Origin of the sequence: Wolbachia endosymbiont (group A) of Andrena helvola, from assembly GCF_964028415.1 — a bacterium.
GTDB classification, from domain to species: Bacteria; Pseudomonadota; Alphaproteobacteria; order Rickettsiales; family Anaplasmataceae; genus Wolbachia; species Wolbachia pipientis.
In genome coordinates, this window is the sequence record NZ_OZ034779.1 from 989,523 (window position 1) to 1,009,152 (window position 19,630).

Annotated in this window: 12 protein-coding genes and 6 pseudogenes; 6 read left to right on the forward strand and 12 right to left on the reverse strand. The window is 36.2% G+C overall.

All coding sequences use genetic code 11. The features are described from left to right. Window positions 1–2: 2 nt before the first annotated feature. Window positions 3–1,121 (forward strand): annotated as a pseudogene (locus ABWU73_RS05205) (AAA family ATPase); the annotation flags it as partial. 57 nt (window positions 1,122–1,178) lie between these two features. Here ABWU73_RS05205 and ABWU73_RS05210 read toward each other — a convergent pair. After that, window positions 1,179–2,267 (reverse strand): IS481 family transposase, encoded by a 1,089-nt coding sequence (locus ABWU73_RS05210; RefSeq protein WP_264329420.1) that lies wholly within the window; start codon window positions 2,265–2,267, stop codon window positions 1,179–1,181. A gap of 77 nt (window positions 2,268–2,344) precedes the next feature. Between ABWU73_RS05210 and ABWU73_RS05215 the strand changes: the two are divergent. After that, window positions 2,345–2,455 (forward strand): annotated as a pseudogene (locus ABWU73_RS05215) (IS5 family transposase); the annotation flags it as partial. Window positions 2,456–2,658: 203 nt separating this feature from the next. On the opposite strand, the gene ltrA reads toward ABWU73_RS05215, so the two are convergent. The 5 genes from ltrA to ABWU73_RS05240 all read right to left on the reverse strand — a co-directional run bounded on the left by ltrA (window position 2,659) and on the right by ABWU73_RS05240 (window position 6,207). Next, entirely contained in the window at window positions 2,659–3,630 is a 972-nt protein-coding gene (ltrA, locus tag ABWU73_RS05220; protein WP_353285470.1) for a group II intron reverse transcriptase/maturase, read from the reverse strand. Further along, the gene (locus tag ABWU73_RS05225; protein ID WP_341810171.1) at window positions 3,615–4,058 is read right to left on the reverse strand and encodes a hypothetical protein; all 444 of its coding nucleotides are present in this window, start codon (window positions 4,056–4,058) and stop codon (window positions 3,615–3,617) included. Before ABWU73_RS05225 ends, ltrA begins: the two co-directional genes overlap by 16 nt. After that, window positions 4,033–4,806: a reverse transcriptase domain-containing protein gene (locus ABWU73_RS05230; protein WP_341810172.1), complete on the reverse strand. Its 774-nt coding sequence runs from the start codon at window positions 4,804–4,806 to the stop codon at window positions 4,033–4,035. The genes ABWU73_RS05225 and ABWU73_RS05230 overlap by 26 nt, the downstream gene beginning before the upstream one ends. Before the next feature lie 45 nt (window positions 4,807–4,851). Beyond that, window positions 4,852–5,001, reverse strand: coding sequence for a hypothetical protein (locus ABWU73_RS05235; protein ID WP_353285471.1), 150 nt, complete (start codon window positions 4,999–5,001; stop codon window positions 4,852–4,854). Between the two features lie 318 nt (window positions 5,002–5,319). Then, the gene (locus ABWU73_RS05240; protein WP_353285472.1) at window positions 5,320–6,207 is read right to left on the reverse strand and encodes a reverse transcriptase N-terminal domain-containing protein; all 888 of its coding nucleotides are present in this window, start codon (window positions 6,205–6,207) and stop codon (window positions 5,320–5,322) included. A gap of 975 nt (window positions 6,208–7,182) precedes the next feature. On the opposite strand from ABWU73_RS05240, the gene ABWU73_RS05245 reads away from it, so the two are divergent. The 3 genes from ABWU73_RS05245 to ABWU73_RS05255 all read left to right on the forward strand — a co-directional run bounded on the left by ABWU73_RS05245 (window position 7,183) and on the right by ABWU73_RS05255 (window position 13,705). Then, window positions 7,183–9,669, forward strand: a complete 2,487-nt coding sequence (locus tag ABWU73_RS05245; RefSeq protein ID WP_264328570.1) for an ankyrin repeat domain-containing protein — start codon at window positions 7,183–7,185, stop codon at window positions 9,667–9,669. A 102-nt stretch (window positions 9,670–9,771) separates the two neighbouring features. After that, window positions 9,772–12,471, forward strand: a complete 2,700-nt coding sequence (locus ABWU73_RS05250) for a hypothetical protein (RefSeq protein ID WP_341810174.1) — start codon at window positions 9,772–9,774, stop codon at window positions 12,469–12,471. 145 nt (window positions 12,472–12,616) lie between these two features. Next, a complete protein-coding gene (locus ABWU73_RS05255; RefSeq protein WP_264329420.1) occupies window positions 12,617–13,705 on the forward strand; it encodes an IS481 family transposase in 1,089 nt (362 codons plus the stop codon). Window positions 13,706–13,739: 34 nt separating this feature from the next. On the opposite strand, the pseudogene ABWU73_RS05260 reads toward ABWU73_RS05255, so the two are convergent. The 4 genes and pseudogenes from ABWU73_RS05260 to ABWU73_RS05275 form a co-directional block, all read right to left on the reverse strand. Then, window positions 13,740–14,117: pseudogene (locus ABWU73_RS05260) on the reverse strand (ankyrin repeat domain-containing protein); the annotation flags it as partial. Between the two features lie 19 nt (window positions 14,118–14,136). Next, entirely contained in the window at window positions 14,137–14,616 is a 480-nt protein-coding gene (locus ABWU73_RS05265; RefSeq protein ID WP_065095468.1) for a hypothetical protein, read from the reverse strand. A gap of 183 nt (window positions 14,617–14,799) precedes the next feature. Beyond that, window positions 14,800–16,692, reverse strand: a complete 1,893-nt coding sequence (locus tag ABWU73_RS05270; protein WP_264328554.1) for a hypothetical protein — start codon at window positions 16,690–16,692, stop codon at window positions 14,800–14,802. 131 nt (window positions 16,693–16,823) lie between these two features. After that, window positions 16,824–17,879 (reverse strand): annotated as a pseudogene (locus tag ABWU73_RS05275) (DNA modification methylase); the annotation flags it as partial. A 58-nt stretch (window positions 17,880–17,937) separates the two neighbouring features. On the opposite strand from ABWU73_RS05275, the pseudogene ABWU73_RS05280 reads away from it, so the two are divergent. Then, a pseudogene (locus tag ABWU73_RS05280) lies at window positions 17,938–18,769 on the forward strand (IS5-like element ISWpi1 family transposase). Window positions 18,770–18,791: 22 nt separating this feature from the next. Here the strand turns inward: ABWU73_RS05280 and ABWU73_RS05285 are convergent. Together ABWU73_RS05285 and ABWU73_RS05290 are read right to left on the reverse strand one after the other, a co-directional pair. After that, a pseudogene (locus tag ABWU73_RS05285) lies at window positions 18,792–18,962 on the reverse strand (ParB N-terminal domain-containing protein); the annotation flags it as partial. 103 nt (window positions 18,963–19,065) lie between these two features. After that, window positions 19,066–19,530, reverse strand: a complete 465-nt coding sequence (locus tag ABWU73_RS05290; protein WP_065095465.1) for a Holliday junction resolvase — start codon at window positions 19,528–19,530, stop codon at window positions 19,066–19,068. Between the last annotated feature and the right edge of the window lie 100 nt (window positions 19,531–19,630).

Consider the following 19,630-nt stretch of genomic DNA (forward strand, 5'->3'; position numbering starts at 1 on the left):
TTATGGGTATCTATTGTGATTTTAATACTGCAGCTCCACGAAAAAATGCACCGTTAGTAGAAAAAGAACAACTTAAAGCTCAGCTTCTGTTAAATATCAGATCATGCCTTTCATATCTATTACCAAGAGGAACTTTTCGTGGTGATAAGTTTTATGTAGGCAATGTACAAGGTGATAAAGGAAAGAGTCTAGTAGTAGAATTAAGTGGTAGTGAAGCTGGCCTATGGCATGATTTTGCAACAGGAGAAGGTGGTGACATTATCGACCTTTGGGCGGGAGTAAATAGAAAAAGTACAAGAATAGAGTTTCCTGAAGTAATGGCTTCTATAGCTGAGTGGCTTGGTCATTTCAAAACTTCAAGTAGTCCAACTGCATATTGGGATTATTACGGTGAAAACGGCCAAGCTATTGTTAGAATCTATCGTTACGATGATGATAATGGGAAGCGATATCTTCCTTTTGATATAAAAAAGTCCGACTTTGGTGCACCGAAGATAAGGCCACTCTATAATATTCCAGGTATTTTGAAGTCCGATAAAGTTATTCTTGTTGAAGGAGAAAAATGTGCAGAAGCGCTAATAGAGAAAGGAATAACTGCAACAACAGCAATGTCTGGAGCAAATGCACCTATTGAAAAAACAGATTGGACTCCACTTAAAGGTAAACACATTATTATATGGCCAGATAATGATGAAGCAGGTAAGAAATACGCTGAAAAATCTGCTATGAAACTTACTTGCCTTGGAGTTGAAGAACTTTGCATTTTGGAAATACCTAAAGATAAACCAAAGGGTTGGGACGCTGCTGATTGCGTGAAAGAAGGTGTAAATGTTAAAGAGTTCATCCTTAGTACAAAAAAGGCTCCTTCAAAAAAATCGTTGAGAATAGATACCAGAGCTTGGGCTAATATTGCTCCAGAAAGAGAATGGATTGTTAAAGATTGGCTTCCTATTGGAAGTGTTACGGCTCTCTACGGTGATGGTGGTATGGGAAAGTCTCTACTTGCTCAACAACTAATGACAGCAGCGAGCACAGGTAAATCTTGGTTGGGAATGGAAATTGAGCAGATGAAGACATATGGTGTATTTTGTGAAGATGATACAGAAGAGCTGTGGCGAAGACAGTGTGCTATAAATAGATTATATGTAATAGTTCAGACTTGATCTGACAGGCGTGAATTAACTGACAGAAGAATTGACAAAGTCAAAACCAAAATCAGCATCCTGTTTAATGCTATCAATATTTTTCTGATAAGCAATATGCATACTATCAAAAAAGGTTTGCATAGGTGTCTTACCATAGCAATATTTACCTGAATGCGGTCGAGATCTATTGTAAGAATGCACCCAATGGTCTACATCTAGCTGAAGCTCTGCCAAAGAGGTGTAAATTTTCTTTCTGAAGATAATATTGTAGCATTCATCTTGCATAGTTCTGTGGAACCTTTCACAGATGCCATTAGTTTGTGGAGAACGAGCTTTGGTTCGAGAATGATCAATATTTTCTACCCCCAAATACAGCTGGTAAGCGTGATTTTCAGGTCTGCCACAGTACTCTGTACCACGATCCGTCAAAATGCGTAGCAATGATACTTTCTGTTCATCAAAAAACGGTATCACCCTATCATTGAGAAGGTCTGCAGCTGTAATAGCAGTCCTTTCTGTATAAAGCTTAGCAAAAGCAACTCTAGAGTAGGTATCAACAAAGGTTTGTTGGTAAATTCGTCCAATACCTTTGATATTACCCACATAATAGCTATCTTGGCTACCCAAGTATCCTGGATGTTCTGTTTCAATTTCTCCATGGGCCTCTTTTTCTTCCTTAGCCTTCTCTAGAGCTGTTATCTGCTCTTCTGTTAAGATAATGCCATCTTGAGCTACTTTTGCTTCTAATGCCTTTAACCTCTTTTTGAAATTCTCAAGATCGTTTCTTTGCCACACTGATCTTATTCCACTTGCAGAGATGAGAATTCCTCTCTTTTTCAGTTCGTTTGCTGCTCTTTCTTGTCCATACGCTGGAAATTCTATTGCTATTTCAATTACTGCTTTTTCTATATCCTCCGATACCCTATTTGCATATAATGGCTTGCTTTTGCTTATCTCGTGTAAAGCCTCTTCTCCTCCTTTTTCATACAGTTCTTTGAAGCGGTAAAATGTATCCCTTGAATATCCCATTACCTTACACGCCTGTGATACATTTCCTAATTGCTTTGCAAGTTCTAGCAATCCCAACTTTGGTTTTAGTATTTTTTCTTGTGTTGTACTCATATCTGACACTCCTTTAAAATTTATTCATATTTTTATCTTACTTTGTTCGCCTGTCAGATCAAGTCTGAACTATTACAGTTAATAGGAATAGAAGGCTATCGAAGGAGTATGATTTACTCACAACATCCACTGAGAATTTCATATACCTAGCTATGAGTAGGGTTATGTTAAAGAGGGAATATGCTTGAATTTACTAGTTTCCGGACAACCTCTCAAACACCAATAATTTCCGCTAATACCAAAGTAGTTATAGTGTCCTGTTAATTTAGCCTTCAGTACTTGCCACCAATCTTTAAGTCGAATACTTCCGCGGACTATTTTCAACCACTCCTTGATTTCTTTTAGTTTTCTGGCTAGATTTAACTTAGAGGTTTTATGTCCCATCATTAATCTACCACGACGACTTTTTGCACCATAGTGCGTAAACCCCAGAAAATTGAATTTCCGTCCTTCGTTTCTCTCTTATCGCTCGTTGCCACTCCCTCTTGCCAAACTTTACTACTCTGGTCTTGTTTTCAGATACTTCCAACCCAAATTTATTTAGCCTTTGTTTCAGTAATTCCAGAAATTCTTCCGCGTCTACCTTACTTTCGCAACAAACCACAAAATCATCGCAAAACCTTATTAGTTGTATATATCCTCTGGATCTTGGTTTAAATTTCTTTTCTATCCATAAATCCAACACATAATGTAAGTATATATTTGCTAATACAGGACTTACTATACCGCCTTGTGGTGTACCTTGTTTTGTTGCTTCATAATTTCCAGCTTCGACTATCCCTGCCTTGAGAAACCGCTTTACTAACCACAGCAAATTTGGGTCAGTTATTCGTTCCCTTAGACACCTCATTAGCCATTTATGCTGTATATTATCGTAGAACTTCTTGATATCCACTTCTACAATGTAGTTTATTGGCTTGTACATAACTGCTTTATCTAGTGCATTTACCGCTTGATGACAGTTTCTTCCAGGTCGAAATCCATATGAGCTGTCCAGAAAGTTTGCCTCGTAAATATTTTCTAATATCTTCTTCAGCATAATCTGTACTAATTTATCCTCGGTCGATGGTATTCCGAGTCCGCGTTTCTCTTTACTTCCAGCTTTCGGTATATATACCCTCTTTACTGGTTGTGGTTGATATTGCTTCCTCTTCATACTTTCTACTAGCACTTCGAGTTTCTCATTCAGATTTTCTCCGTATGATTCCACTGTTATCTGGTCTACTCCACAAGCCTTGTTACGCTTCAGTTCTTTATAACATCTCGCAAGATTCTCTGTATTTATCAGATGGACTAACGATGTGAATTTTAGTCGCTTATCTTGCTTTGCTCTTACTGCTATCTGGTTTAGTTTATATCGCATGTTATTCCTACCTCCGTTGTATTGGCATAGCAATCCCTATTCCAGTTACTATATTGCTGATCGCTTCCCCTTGTACGTGGCTTTCCCACATTCTGAGTACTATCAATCAGTCCGACTTCCCCTGCATCTTCCGCTAGTTCTTGCCTTTGTTGACTTGTTCCAACGTACCTTAATAGGAATGCATGGGATCTCCCAAGTTCACTTGAAGTCCATTTCAATACATGGCACGGTCTCAGATCCCGATAGAGTGAGTGATAACTTGCCTTTACGTTATCCTTCATGCTGTCTTCCATGGCCATGAACATGTCGACCTCTATGTCTTCAGGTATTTCGGGACTCCACTCCTTCACTTCCGTTGTGCCCTGCATTGTCCATCCCACTAGCTCTATTACACTCGTTACCTCATGCAACATAGTGGTCTGTTCCAAACTGTTGGCTAGACTTTGTTTGTGTTGGATTTTCACCAACTGTTCTCCAAGCACTTCTTGGCGCACCATCCACATACCTCTCAAATGGTACTGTCGGGTAGTTCTTTTTCATCCATATATCAAACACATGATGCATGAATATATTAGAGATGATTGGGCTAACTGAACCTCCTTGCGGAACTCCTTTATCCCTAACTACCTTACTGCCATCTGCTTGCTGAATGGGGGCTTTCATCCACCTCTCAACATACAGTATGATCCATTTGCAGTCAGTGTGTTTCTTGATAGCCTGCAGTGCTAAATCGTGGTCCAGATTGTCGAAAAATCCAGATATATCAAGATCTACTGTCCAATCATTTTTCCAACATCTCTTCCGTGCTGTATATACCGCATCCAATGCAGACTTATTTGGTCTATAACCATATGAATCCTCGTGAAATTTCGGCTCTACTATCGGTTCAAGATACATAGTAGCGGCTGTTTGTGCTACCCTGTCGGACACTGAAGGAACACATAAAGTTCTTTGTCCTCCCGTATCTTTCGGTATTGCAACAGCTTTTACTGGCTCGGGAAAATAACTTCCGGATGACATCCGATTCCATAATTTGTACAAATTATCTTTTAGATTTTCCTCAAACTTTGTTATCGAGACCTCATCTACACCTGCAGCACCTTTATTTTTCGATACTTGTTTATAAGCTCTCCAAATAAGTTGCTTCGGTATATCATAAGACTTTGTTTTATTCATTAATTCCTCCCATTACGGTTGACAAAATAATTAAAACTAAATAACTCAGCTCCTTCGCTCCATTTCCATTACAGAAACTTCTTCACTACTATGAGCTGATCCGCGCCTGTTTTTCGCATCGGTACTCTCATCCTCAGAGATCGGCTCTTTGGACTTCTTCCTTATCATCGAAACGACAGGTTCCCGTAGTTCCATGCAATAGCCTAAAATAGATTCACGCCACTTTTATGCCGGACGCCACCCACCCAGTAAACAAGCTCCAGGTAGATTTATCCCAGATTAACGACTACCCCCTGGTTTTGACGTCGTCTCTACGCTTTCGACACTTCATCAGTGGTTCACTTGCGTTCGTCTCTCTATTTCACACATGACACATAATTGTGCCTTTTCCATAACGCTCACTACCTTAGCTCTTTACCAAAGCAGCTTATGGCTGTTTGAAGCCTGCTCTTGCAAACCGGCTCCGAGGGGCCCTCCCTCATCTATTGCACAGCTTCAACACTTCCCGTGTTTCTACGGCGCACAATCATCGGCGTACGTAATTACACTAACTGAATTTTGTGCCTGCTTGCGAGATACTCTACCATATTTCTTTTTCGCATATTGAAACAGTTCTTCCTTGAGTTCTTCTTTGATATTCTGCTCTAATCCATGTAGTGCTACACATGCAAGTAGTGGTGATATTGTTCCACCTTGAATTGTGCCACGTTTAGTGGGATTAAACTTTTTATCTTTCATAGTGCCTGCTTTCAACCATCCTTTTATAATTCTCTTTAGAGTTGGTGTGGTATTAAGTTTTTCAAGCAGTGCAGAATGTTTAATATTATCAAAGCATCCGGAAATATTAGCATCCAATATAAATGCTGTTTTCTGACCAAGTGCGATAAATATAGCTGCTATTGCATCATGACACGACCTACCAGGTCTAAAACCATAAGTGTTAGGCTCAAACTTTGCCTCCCATTCCGGTTCTAGTGCCATTTTAACAAGTGTTTGCTTTGCTCTATCTGCTATTATAGGAATACCGAGCGGGCGATACTCCGATGGCCTACCAGATTTTGGGATCCATACCCTTCTTGATGGCTTTGCCTTTTCTCTTATATTTAAAGAATTTGCTAATAGCAATCTTTCCTTTTTATTAAGATTAGACTTTCCATCAATACCTGCAGTCTTTTTCCCTCTGTTATCCTGAGTTACCCTCCTAACAGCGAGCATTCTTGCACTTGTTGATTTTAGTAATAATCTCTGAAGTTTATGCATCTTCTTGATATCATTACATTTAGAAGCTCGGTAAATTCGTTTTTGTAGCTTAAATGAAGATTTCTCCAGCTTACGCCAGGGAGTTTCATTCCATTCATACCTAACATTTTGTTGGCTCATAACATATTCACTACTATTCACAACTTTACCTTCCAAACTACAGTGTTTACGTCTGCATATCCCAAATATTACTTTAGGCATTAGCTTCTTAAACAATCCCTCCACATAGAAGCATTCAGTGGGCCACCTTCTTAGTTATCCTTTTTAAACAGAGGATAATAAGAGCTTCCATGTGGTTACTCCGTTCCATGAAATCGTTTCACGTTAGACTTAGGTTCTTACTATTTGCCGGGAGATTGAAAACATCTTAATTAGATATTCTCATTCTAATTATTCATCTCTCCATACCTTTTGGTTTATGCGTATCAACTTTATTTCGCATATCAAAACTGACGACAATTCTGACATAAGTTCCTTTCGTAACCATATCTAACTTTCTTAGGGGGATTTATTACAAAGTTTAATATTACCCCTTTTTAATCCATGCTTGCACCCTAGAAAATCGCCACTTTCTTAAAGTGTGGATTATGCTTTCAACCCGATGTTAGGGCAGATGGAATTTAACCATCACGATTTCATGACTTTCGGGTCGCACGAGAAGATTTTTTCTTGGAATCGGTTGGTCTACCAAATAACCTGTTCGAACTTTTCTTTATAATAATTCTACTATATTGTAAAAGCAGCTATTTTAGCCTACTTTAACTAAATTTACATATGAACTAATTTGCCTAACTTTGTTGTAATAATTTTGCGTTTTTATTTTTGAAACACCGCTTTTACGTAAAAAGTTCTCACAAAGATACGTACCTTCTTTACGATTTTTCATAAAGAGTAAACAATTAAATTGTTGCTGCTACTAGTTATTGCAATGTTTTGCCTAAAAAATGTTGCCTGTATTGTAGGATATGGAAAAATGGACATGTAATACCAAATCTCGTAGGTAATAGGGCAAAACCAATAACGAAGGTTGGTATTAGCATTTTACCAAAATTCGTAATTTGTTTGACATAATCTTTTTTTAGTGATAGACTAAATTAATTGCAATGAGTGAGAAATATGGTTCTTGGTACTAATAGTGAAAATCAACAAGTTAATACTAGTTTGCCTGTGCGCTATGAAGAATTAAAGGGTTCTATTCATGAGGAATTAGAACAAAAAAGAAAGCTAAAATTTGAGCCAAAAGTTCAAGTTAAAGACATTCCATCTACAGGAAAAAGAAGAGCGTGTAAAGATGCAAGGAAATTCACCAAAATAGAGAAACAGCTTAGGCAAGCTAATACAGGGCAAAAAGATTTGTACTTTAAATTACTAAAAGCTTTTGAAGGTGAAGATTTGGTATCAGCAAAAGAGCTAGTAAGGGAGATGAAGAACCTTAATATATCTTATCGGGTACAGGGTGTCAAACTACTACTCTTATTAAGATTGTTTGTTACAAACGCATGTAAAGATGCTGGCTGGTTCGAATTTTACAAAGATGTCTTGTCAGAAGGTGGTAAAATTGATCTTAATGCCGATATTTGTTCTAGTGGTACAGCTTTAAGTTATGCATGCAGAGAAAAGAACAAAGATGTTGCAGAATTACTATTAAAGCATGGAACTGATATTAATAAAGTGAGTGCCCTGTCGGGTAAAACACCAATTCTTATTGCTCTAAAAAACAATGACCACAATCTAGCAAGTTTGCTTTTTCGATATGGAGCAAAAATTGATGTTACCCCTGAATTAGAACAAGCAATTATTGCTGATAGCTACAGCGAATATGAAAAGGAGACGATGGGGATTCTGTTGCAGCATACTTCTCCTGAACAAAATACCGAGATGCTAAAACATTTTTCAAGCAATGTAACCCTGGAAAGTACTGAAATTGTAAAGTTGCTTTTAGATAAAGGGGCTGATCCTAATATAGGAGAACCTGATGCAATGCAAATTGCTACCGATAAAGGTAATATTGAGCTTATGAATTTATTTAATCAAAAATTGGGAAGAGAGTCTAAAAGTTTAGAGGATTCATTTGTCATTATTCCTGACAATTTAACTTTGAATAAAATACAGGACATTCTAGATAAAGCAGCAAATGAAAATGATGATGCAAAATTGACTGAGGTTGTAAATAATATTCAGGATTACGAAAGTCAGGTGATTTGCAATTTTGATGATCCAGAAGAAGCAGGGCTTTTCGTGGGATTCTCTAAGAAGGTTTTGAATTTACAATCGCAAGTTAGAGACCAATATGTACTAAGCCGTATATTAATGGTGCTTCAATCTCAAGAAAATGGTAGCAGGTACTCAGTAAAAGAATTGTTACTGCTGGCAATCGCAGCTAATGATGAGCTAACAAAGAAATACCATGATATGCTTTTTGCTAAAGGAAACTTGAATCTTTTACATCTGCTTGTTGGTGGTGAAAAGTATATTGAAACCTTTATAGGGAAATTTCCCGATCTTTATCAAAGTTTAAAAAATCAAGCAATCCGACTTGAAAATGGTGAAGTTGGGTTTTTCTCAGTTATAGTGCTAAGGGAAGAACAAGAATTACTGGATAAAGTTTTTGCTAATGAAGATACTCTTCAAAATCTAAAAGAAATTTTGAAAAATAATACTTCTGATCCTACGTATGGTGTACTTGAAGCAGCGTCATTAGTACAAAATGAGGAATTTATCAAGAAAGTATTAGATGTGTTTGAAAGAGATGCTAAACAGAATATCAATGATCCAGCTACCAAAACTCTGTTGAAGGAGAGTTGTATTACTTTATTAGAAGCTGCAATAAGTCAAGAGTGTTTCCCGATTGTTGAATACTTATGCAAAAAATGTATTGAGGACAAAAATGAAGCAATTCAAACAATCTACAAAGAAGCATTTACAGATGATAAGATTATTGAGACGTTAAAGAAACAAATCCTGAAAAGCATAGGAACTCGCGGTAGAAGGGAAATTTACGATTTAATGTTGAAAACTGCATCGAGTGCTGATAACATTATATTTTTAGGAAAAGTATTGAATTTAGTTAAAGGTAATACAAAGCCTTTTCGTGAAAGTTTTGCTACTATTTCAGAAAATGCTTCTCCTACAACTGTTGAGCAATTACAAAAGTATAAAGATATGACTAAGTTTACAGAAGTGCCACGTGACGTTGAACCTAGAGAGGAAATACAAAAGGCCTTAGAAAAATGTTTAGAAAGTAGAATCCCTCACAAATACTCAGAGTTCGAAGCAATCGAAAGCAGAGATATTAAGGCTTCTTCTCGTGGGTGGTTTGCTATGCGCAAAGGAGTAGATTTTTTTATTAAGCCATTGAATGTTGACAATGACGACTCTGTACGATCATTTATAACAGAAGTTATTGCTGGTCCGCTATATAGACTAGCACTGTTTGGCAAATCACCAAAAATTTGGCTAATTGAAGACGATCAGGATCAAATCTTTTTGGGTTCGGAATTTCTGCCTAACTTTAATGCATTTAACCATCTATATATAGAAGCACGTGACAAAAGCAATATCAAACAAGAAAAATATTCAGATGAAGCTCAACATAAATTCTAAGAGGAGTTGCAAAAAAGCGTAGAAAATTCCAAATACTTCGCTAAGTTTTTAGCTGCATGTTTAATATTTAGGGAATTTGATTTTCATTTAGGAAATTTTGGAATGACGGAAACAAATGACACAGGCATAGCAGAAAGAAAATGGGCAAAAATTGATCATGGCTTGTCATTTGAATATCAGCGCTTTGATCAGGAGTGTTCATCAAGTGATTGTCTAGGGATTTTGAAGTTTTATTTGCAAGAAAGAAAACAGCACGGGCATCCAGCAGTAGATGGCTTGTTGAAAGAAGTTTTAGCAGAGTTAGTAGATGATGGTAAATTGTCAGAAGAATTGGGTAATATGTGCAAATTCTTAGAAGAAAGTAAAGCACTGATTGAGCAATTAATAGACAAACAAGTAGGAGATTTAAACAAGGCTCTAAGTGCACATCACGGTATAAAATTTTCCATTCTCAATGAGACTTTTTCGTATAATGCTAAACATCGTGTATTCGTTACTGATCAAGGTGATGAGCTTAGTAAGTATTTCAAGGAAATATTGTATGATCAAGTTAAAAAAGCAAAAGAGTTTTCAGAAGAGTTGAGCAAGAAGAATAAAGATCTTAAAATGAAAGATTTGAGTTTAGGTTGTAACTCTTTAGACAATACAACTGGGTCGAATGCGCAAGGTGATAGTAGTAAAGCACATTCTGAAGTTATAGTAACTGAAAGCAACAGTAGTGAAGGTGAAAATAAAAAAACAGTAGCCTCATCTATTAGGTTTCAAGGTCATACTTCACAAGATAGAAAAGAGAACTTAGACATTACAGGGCAAAATGCTTTACAATTAGAACAAGAAGAACCAAGTCAACAAGCAAAGACTGATGACCTTATTCAAGAAAAAAATCAACTAGGAAAAGAACCAAATAGTGCACAGAAAAGCTTGGATGGGAAAATTGCAGAACTTAAAGACAGAAAGACTTTTGCAAAAGAAGAAAAAAATGATACCTTAAATAGAATGGGGAGTTCAATACAGAACCTTATAAGCCATAATTCCAGGGAGGGTAAAATGCCTACAAATACAGAACAGCAAGTCAAAAGCTCATTAGGACAAGAGAAATCTGAGAATACAAGAAATCAGCTTGAAAAGCTACAAAAAGAATTGAATGAAAAAACTCAGGCACTTGAAAGCATGAAAACTCAGCTTGCAGAGAAAGAGGAAGAGCTGAAGGGTGTACAAGTTCAATTAGAGCAAGAGAAAACAAAACTGCAAGATGAGCTCAAGAAGAAAGAGAAAGAGCTGAATAGCAAAACTAGGGAAGTAACTGAGCTTACTGAAGAAAAAAGTCAACTAGAGAAAAAGCGAAATAGTATACAGCAAGACTTGGTTGAAAAAACTAAGGCACTTAATAGCACACAAGCTCAGCTTGAAAAGCTACAGAAAGACTCAGATGCAAAAACTAAAGAATTCGAGGGTACAAAAGCTCAGTTAGAACGGGAGCGGGATAGTGTAAAGCAAGAATTGGATAAAACAACTGAGGAGCTTAAGAGGAAAGAGGCTGATCTTAAAAACGGCAAGAAAGAGCTGGATAATGTGAATGAAAAGGTTTCAAAGTTAGAGCACGAGACATTAAATCAACAAGCAAGTATTGATGATACAAATCAAGCTCTGGATACAAAAACTAGTGAAGTAACTCACCTTACTGAAGAAAATACTCAATTAAAGGATAACCTAAAGACTACAACTGAAGAAAACACCGAACTAAAGAATGAGCTAAAGCTGAAAAAGCCTAAAAATGAAAATAACGACCTGAAGACAAAGCTGCAGGAATCTGAAAACAAAAGTAAAGGACTAGAGAGTCGAATCGAAGAGCTACAAGAACAGCTTGCAAGTAAAGATAAAGAGATGGATGCTGCAAATCAAGCTTTGAATGCAAGAACTCAAGCTCTTGAGAGGACACAAGCTCAGCTTGAAAAGCTACAGCAAGAATCAGTTGGAAAAGCTAATGAAGTAACTAACCTTACTGAACAACTTAAGAATACAAAAGCTCAAGCTGAAGAAGAGATTAACAAGCTAAATGGTCAAATAGATCAACTTACTCAAGAAAAAAATCAACTAGATGAGCAGTTGGATAGTGTACAGAAAGAATTGGGTATAAGAATTAGCGAAGTAACTCAACTTACTGCAGAAAATACTCAATTAAAGGACAATTTAAAAACTACAACTGAAAAAAATACTAAACTACAGAGCAATTTTGATGCTATAAAAAATACCCTAAAGACTACAACTGAAGAAGATACTAAACTGCAGAATGATCTAGAGGTTACACGAAAAATCGTGAATGAAAAAGACAGTCAAATTGGGAACCTAAACAGTAACATCATAGAACTAAATGAGCAACTAAGAAATAAAGACAGTCACATTGAAGGCCTAAATGATCAACTAAAAAGTAATGATGTTCGAGTCAAAGAGTTAAACAATAAACTTAAAAGTAAAGAGTTAAATAATACACATGGACAACTTGAAAACAAAAGCAAGCTGGAAAATCAGATTAAGGAGCTAAGTTGTAAAAATCAAAAGCTGTCGAAGGCAAGCACTCATAGTAAAAGGCAAAGTAATTATGCCTCTGTTTCTTTTGTGTTGTCAGGAGTATTTGCTGTTGGTGCAAGTTTAACAATGTTTCATTTAGTAATATGTATTTCACTTGCTGTAGCTGCATTAACTTTTCTTGCAGTAGGATTTTACTGTTCATATAAGGCAAATACAGCGCTTAGTAATGTTGAAGTTAAAAATGGTGTTGATCCTATAGCTGTGGAAGTTTAAAATAGCCCAAGTTGAGAAAGGATAGCAGAAGTAGAATAACTGTTTAGATATTGAGTTAATAATTTAGATGTAATAGTTCAGACTTGATCTGACAGGCGAACAAAGTAAGATAAAAATATGAATAAATTTTAAAGGAGTGTCAGATATGAGTACAACACAAGAAAAAATACTAAAACCAAAGTTGGGATTGCTAGAACTTGCAAAGCAATTAGGAAATGTATCACAGGCGTGTAAGGTAATGGGATATTCAAGGGATACATTTTACCGCTTCAAAGAACTGTATGAAAAAGGAGGAGAAGAGGCTTTACACGAGATAAGCAAAAGCAAGCCATTATATGCAAATAGGGTATCGGAGGATATAGAAAAAGCAGTAATTGAAATAGCAATAGAATTTCCAGCGTATGGACAAGAAAGAGCAGCAAACGAACTGAAAAAGAGAGGAATTCTCATCTCTGCAAGTGGAATAAGATCAGTGTGGCAAAGAAACGATCTTGAGAATTTCAAAAAGAGGTTAAAGGCATTAGAAGCAAAAGTAGCTCAAGATGGCATTATCTTAACAGAAGAGCAGATAACAGCTCTAGAGAAGGCTAAGGAAGAAAAAGAGGCCCATGGAGAAATTGAAACAGAACATCCAGGATACTTGGGTAGCCAAGATAGCTATTATGTGGGTAATATCAAAGGTATTGGACGAATTTACCAACAAACCTTTGTTGATACCTACTCTAGAGTTGCTTTTGCTAAGCTTTATACAGAAAGGACTGCTATTACAGCTGCAGACCTTCTCAATGATAGGGTGATACCGTTTTTTGATGAACAGAAAGTATCATTGCTACGCATTTTGACGGATCGTGGTACAGAGTACTGTGGCAGACCTGAAAATCACGCTTACCAGCTGTATTTGGGGGTAGAAAATATTGATCATTCTCGAACCAAAGCTCGTTCTCCACAAACTAATGGCATCTGTGAAAGGTTCCACAGAACTATGCAAGATGAATGCTACAATATTATCTTCAGAAAGAAAATTTACACCTCTTTGGCAGAGCTTCAGCTAGATGTAGACCATTGGGTGCATTCTTACAATAGATCTCGACCGCATTCAGGTAAATATTGCTATGGTAAGACACCTATGCAAACCTTTTTTGATAGTATGCATATTGCTTATCAGAAAAATATTGATAGCATTAAACAGGATGCTGATTTTGGTTTTGACTTTGTCAATTCTTCTGTCAGTTAATTCACGCCTGTCAGATCAAGTCTGAACTATTACATGGAGTATGATGCAGAGTATTTCGTACATTAACATCAATGCCTTTTCCTATCAAATATCTAACTGCATTAACTTCACCTATCATTGCAGCTAAATGAAGTAAGCTATCTTGTTCTGACCCGTATTTGTTATTAATTAGCGCTTGTAATATTTCTGCTTTTTTCCCTTCTTTGGCGTAATCAAGAGATGTTTTACCATCATTATCTTCTATAAAAGGATTAATGTTCTTTTTCGTGAGTAACAGATCTACCATACTTAATTCATCAAACTCTATAGCGCAATGTAGTGGGGTTTTTCCGTTTAATCCTCTAACATTTACATCTACTCCTGGTTGATTGATGAGACATTTTATTAACTCTAAACTTAAGTTATCAGCCATTTTATATTCAAAATCTTTTTTATATTTGAAATTTAGTATTAGATAATTCTTCAAGTGAGTTTGTAATCTCTTCAGTTAGCGCCATATGAATCTTTTCAGTGTCACTCAGTGATGCAAGCAATGCTGAAACTCTATTTGGAATATTAAGTAAATTATTACGGACAACTCTTGCTACATTAAATGCATCGCGCTTTACTTCTTCTACTGCTACAAGTTCTCCTATCTCAGCCCTAGCTTTTGCCTCAAGAAGTTTACCTCGTTCCATTTCATTTTTTATTCGCGTTTTAAGCAACATCGTGGAAAGTTTTTCTCCGCTTTCTGAATAGTTTTTTCTTCTCAGTGGTTGACTTGGATCTCTGATTGTTTCTATAGCCCTGTTTGCTTGTTCTCGGTCAATGAGTCCATCCTCCAACTCAACTATTCCTTTTTTTACTAAATAACAGACATATTGCTTTGATACTCCTATCTCTCTTGCCCATTCTGTTTGTGTGATTTTCACTTTTTTTTCTCCTCTCTCTTGTTTCTACGAATTTTCTTCTTGAATCTCTGAAAAGGTTTTGCCAGTATCAGCAATTCCCTACCTGTTTATACTTGCCGGCGTCTTAGAGATATTTTACTAATATAGAGCGAAGTACTCCGGTTTATAGCTGCTTTCTTTTTACATAGTGAAATTTGGCTATTTTCAACTAATACTATAAATTGCATCTTTGTAGTTATGAGATTCAACCACTACTTGCTCTAGCGTTAAACTGCTGCATTTGGCATCTTTACTATGGTTTTCTTCAAGCACTTTTGTCCTTGCTTCCTTTATTTCCTCAATGAACTTTCCATTAACTTTTTCTGGTTCAATTCTTTCCTCACAATATACAAGATTTGTGCAATTTGTTTTTCTGTAGTAATGTACTCCAAGGAATATCACTGATAGTGCAAGTATACTCGAGCCTATAAGTAGTGATAACCCTACGTTATTAATCAAAGCGTTCTGGTAAAACTTCTGTACACTATTAATACCACCTTCTACATACAGTAATAAAGGCAATACTATATTTGCAGCAACCAAACTGCTTAATAATGCTGTAAATAATGGCCTATCTTTGATTACTGATTCTACTTTATTTCTTCTACTAATGACTTTGTCGTCAATATTAATGAAGTTGTTCTTACCCTTCCAAGCGTTAAGTGTAAAATGTGAATGAGTACCATTGCTGTATTCCAGTTTGACTGATTTTATTACTTTATCTTTTGGTTGATACTTTAGCACCTGATTCAAAGTTTCATTCGCATTCTTTCCCCCTATTTGACACTCCTCAGTATCTCTAAATTGCTTTATTCCACAAAATATTGTGCTAATTGCAAGCAATGAAGTAATTGCTATCATTGGCATAGTAATATAGAGAGGGCTGTTTGCAAAAAATGCAATAAATTGTCCTTTATCCTGTAGATATACCAAAGCTGCAGAAGCGCTAAGTGCAACAGCAGCTATACCGAAAATTACAAATTCCTTCTGCTGCATTGCATATTTTACTCTTGGCAAAATTCTATTTGTTTTCTTTTCTTTTTTAATTAACGGGGTTTCTTCATTATCACTTTTTTCTGATGGGCTAGTTGAAAGTGTAACTGGACTATCATGATTTAATGACATATTCTCCCATCCTTGCCTGCCACAAAACTCACTCATTTCTGTTACTTGAGAATTTGATCTTGTCACCTCTGCACTTCTATTGTCTATCCCACTATCGCTTCCTTCCAAACTCTTTTTTAAAAATTTCGTATTCAGATCTACAGGTTCATCAGTTATATCTTCTGATTCTTTCTTAATTGATGTTTCTTCAGAATTTGACTTTTCTATCTCTGGACTTTGATCATTTATTTCACCATCTAAACCTCTTTTCGAGAATCTTTTACTTTGGTCTATAGTTGCATACATAGGTTCTCCTATAGCTTCTTGCTCATCACATTTTTCTCCATTTAATTGGAAAGAAGAATGTGGTAGCTTTGGTGGTGCAATATCCTGAATAATACTCAACCGATGATTTTCTGCTGTTCTAGGTGAAGGTGGAGCTACATTTCTAATATTGTCCTTCTCCAACATTCCATTCCTAGGTAACGGCTTTGGTTTATCTCCTAATTCTTTATCCTCTTCCTCTTTTTGCATTTCTTTTGTATTGTCTATTTTGGGGTTGGAAGATGTGTTGGATGCTGCCTCAAACTGATCAAGAGAATACGGACGGTTATATTCTATTCCATTTGCCTCACAAACTGCATTAAATTCGTCCTCTATGTCTTTACCATCATCCAATACTAAAGAAGAACAACTCACTGAAAAATCAGCACCTGCTTCGTCTATTTTTGCTGTAATACTGCTATCGCTACTATTGCTAATCACATTTAAAGAAGCTAGTTTGCATTCAGTGTTCAGGTCAGGTTCTTGCTTCGTACCTTTTTCAAACAATTCAATTCTCTCCTTAACAGATAGTGTAGAATTTGAAACATTATTTTCTACTTCTTCAGAAAACGATGCTTCATTATTTGTTTGCGAAGTTACTACTCCAGCTAACATCTTTTCTTGATTCATTGAGTACATCACATTTAATCCAAAGTTATTTGTTACGCTAAACTCATTAAAATACGGTATATACCAGTATTAATATTACAACTACCAAGGCTTACTAAATTTCTGTTTGCGTTATCTTTTCCACTTTTTTCTTACTGTTTTTCTTCTTGAATCTCTGAAAAAGTTTTACCAGTACCAGAAAGAATTGCTTCCCTACCTGTGTACACTTGCCAACGTTTTATGGTTACATCTACAAATTTTGAATCTAGCTCTATTGTCCTACAAATTCTTCCTGTTCTCTCGCATGCAATCAGTGTACTTCCAGAGCCGCTAAATGGATCAAGTACGATATCTCCTGATCTACTGCTATTAACTATTGCTCTTTCCATTAGCTCTACTGGCTTCATTGTTGGATGTAATGAGTTATGCACTGGTTTGTCATAAAACCACAGATCACTTTGATTTCTACCCCCATGCCACTCACGTTTATTGCCGCTTTTCCATCCATAGAGCATTGCTTCGTATTGTCTTTGATAATCTGATCTTCCTAGCGTAAAGTGATTCTTTGCCCAAATGATAAATGTTGACCATTTCCCTCCCGCTTCCTCAAATACTTTTTGTAACGTTGAAAACTCTGATGATGATATGCAGATGTAAATTGCACCTTTCGTATATGCTAAAATATGGGAACAGATGTCGTAGAGAAAAAGTTCGTACTTTTCACCTTGATTATCGTTTAATATTTTTTTCTCTTCTCTTTCCTGACTGCTACCGTAATCAACGTTATATGGAGGATCACATACGGTAATATCTGCCATTTTATTATCTAATACCGCTTTATATGATTCAACTAAAGAGCTATCACCACAATAGATTCGATGATCACCTAAAATCCATAGATCAGCTGGTTTTGTTATTTCTACTTTTTTGTCATCAACAACTAAGTCAGAAAGATCTTCTTCTTCACCATCTAAATCATCAAGAAAGTTTTGAACTTTTTCTAATTCAAATCCAGTCATTTTAAGATCAAACTGTAAATCTTCTAACTCTTGAATTTCTACTTTCAAAAGCTCATCATCCCACTTTGCCCAATTAGCTGATTGATTTGCCAGTAATCGAAAAGCTTTGGTTTGTGGTTCATTTAGATTATCACTTAAGACCACTGGAATACTTTCCATACCAAGTTTTCTTGCTGCTTTAAGTCTTAGAGGTTGTCCGGAAACAAGTAAAAGGCTATAATATCTGAAATTTTAGTACGGGGTAAAGATGAGAAAAAAGTATCCAACAGATCTAAGCGAAAGGGAATGGGCAAGAATAGAAAAACACTTCAGAGTATCATACAAGAAAGGAGGAAGGCCGCCAAAGTATAGCAAAAGAGAAATATTAGAAGCAATTTTCTATGTATTGCGTACAGGGTGTCAATGGCGGTATTTACCAAATGATTTTCCGCTATGGAAGACTGTGTATGAGCAGTTCAGGCAATGGAAGAAGCAGGGAATTTTTGAGAAAATGAATTATGAAATTACAAAATATAGTAGAAGAAAAATAGGAAGGAATGAGCAGCCGAGTGCCTGTATAGTAGATAGTCAATCTGTAAAGACTACAGAAAAGGGGGGATCAAAGGCTATGATGGAAGTAAAAAAGTAAAGGGTAGAAAAAGGCATATAATTACAGACACTCAGGGTTTTATACTAGGTTGTTACGTAGGCGCTGCTAACGAAAATGATAGAGATGGTATTAAAATAGCATTAAACAATATGAGAACAAAATATACTAAAGTTAAAAAAATGTGGGCTGACATGGGATACCAAGGAAGAAATTTAAAGAATCACATAAAGGAAGAATATGACATAGATATTGAAATTGTTAAAAGGCCCCATGTAGATTTTGGGTGCACAAAGATACGCCACCTGAGCTACTACCAACAAGAGAACAAGGGTTTAAAGTACAGCCAAGAAGATGGGTTGTAGAAAGGACTTTTGCTTGGGTTGATAGGAATAGAAGGCTATCGAAGGAGTATGATTTACTCACAACATCCACTGAGAATTTCATATACCTAGCTATAAGTAGGGTTATGTTAAAGAGGGAATATGCTTGAATTTACTAGTTTCCGGACAACCTCTTAAATGACCATCAACCACAGTTCCATTGCTTTTTGCAACTATTGGTATACGAAAGCCAAATTCCCTGATTGAAGCACACATTCTATTTACTACATCATCATTTTTACGAGGATTACGCTTATATTCGACGAGGTTTTCAACAGGATAGTAGTGGATTGCTAAATTCATATCTTAATAATTAAAAAGTTAATATTCAAAATATCTCTGACGCTAAAGAAGGCCTGGGGTCAGCACCATCAAACCCGCCATTCTGGCTGAAAGGACCCACTTTTTATGGATTTTTCGTCTTATTAACATTTTTACTGAAATCCATAACATAGAACATTAATGCTAAAGCATCAGATTCATTATCATCTTTAGGCAAAAACCCTTTTTCCTTTACAGCTTCAATAACTTCACTCTTACTTGCATTGCCTTTGCCTGCTATAAAGCGTTTTATAGTTTTAACATTAACACCTTTGTATGGTACGTGATGTTCTTCACACCAAGCAGACAGCACTGCAAGAAAACCACCATAGCAATGAGCTGCATCAGTTCCTAGATGTCTTCTCACCCCCTCAAAGTACACTGCAGAAATCTCTTTCAAAGAATTAAGCCAATTGCGAAAACTTAAAAAACACATGCCACCTCCACTGAAACGACTACCATGAAAGCTTTTGCTTCCACTTTCAATTATTCCATCTGTTAGAATTGCCCAGCCTGTTTGTTTGCCGAGATCGAGTGTTAGGATTGACACTTATATTCAGAATTTGTTTCGCTAGAGTGCTATATAATATATATTCAGGATTTGAAAAATTTTTGTCCAAAAAATCTTCTTCATAAATAAACTTTTTAGA

Coding starts and splice junctions, on each gene's coding strand:
- ABWU73_RS05210 (WP_264329420.1), bottom strand. CDS start 2,267: ATGAGTACAACACAAGAAAAAATACTAAAACCAAAGTTGGGATTGCTA.
- ltrA (WP_353285470.1), bottom strand. CDS start 3,630: ATGCGATATAAACTAAACCAGATAGCAGTAAGAGCAAAGCAAGATAAG.
- ABWU73_RS05230 (WP_341810172.1), bottom strand. CDS start 4,806: ATGAATAAAACAAAGTCTTATGATATACCGAAGCAACTTATTTGGAGA.
- ABWU73_RS05235 (WP_353285471.1), bottom strand. CDS start 5,001: ATGGAACTACGGGAACCTGTCGTTTCGATGATAAGGAAGAAGTCCAAA.
- ABWU73_RS05245 (WP_264328570.1), top strand. CDS start 7,183: ATGGTTCTTGGTACTAATAGTGAAAATCAACAAGTTAATACTAGTTTG.
- ABWU73_RS05250 (WP_341810174.1), top strand. CDS start 9,772: ATGACGGAAACAAATGACACAGGCATAGCAGAAAGAAAATGGGCAAAA.
- ABWU73_RS05255 (WP_264329420.1), top strand. CDS start 12,617: ATGAGTACAACACAAGAAAAAATACTAAAACCAAAGTTGGGATTGCTA.
- ABWU73_RS05270 (WP_264328554.1), bottom strand. CDS start 16,692: ATGAATCAAGAAAAGATGTTAGCTGGAGTAGTAACTTCGCAAACAAAT.